This window comes from Aquitalea pelogenes, from assembly GCF_001515305.1.
In the GTDB taxonomy this organism is placed as follows: domain Bacteria; phylum Pseudomonadota; class Gammaproteobacteria; order Burkholderiales; family Chromobacteriaceae; genus Aquitalea; species Aquitalea pelogenes.
Genome location: NZ_LNQV01000151.1, coordinates 1 through 227 on the forward strand (window position 1 = coordinate 1; position 227 = coordinate 227).

A 227-nucleotide genomic window follows, 5' to 3' on the forward strand; every position below is an offset into this window, starting at 1 on the left:
CAGGATGGCCTGGAATTTGCGGTCGCGGCCTTGCTTGGCAGAGCCGCCGGCGGAGTCACCCTCGACCAGGTACAGTTCGCACAGCTTGGGGTCTTTTCCTGGCAGTCGGCCAGTTTGCCGGGCAGGCCCAGGATGGCCTGGAATTTGCGGTCGCGGCCTTGCTTGGCAGAGCCGCCGGCGGAGTCACCCTCGACCAGGTACAGTTCGCACAGCTTGGGGTCTTTTCC

General features: G+C 64.8%; 1 protein-coding gene. It reads right to left on the reverse strand.

Features of this window, described 5'->3' with window-relative positions; translation table 11 throughout:
- On the reverse strand, positions 1-227 hold a 227-nt coding region (locus AWT75_RS22415; RefSeq protein ID WP_204377138.1), incomplete at both ends, for a hypothetical protein.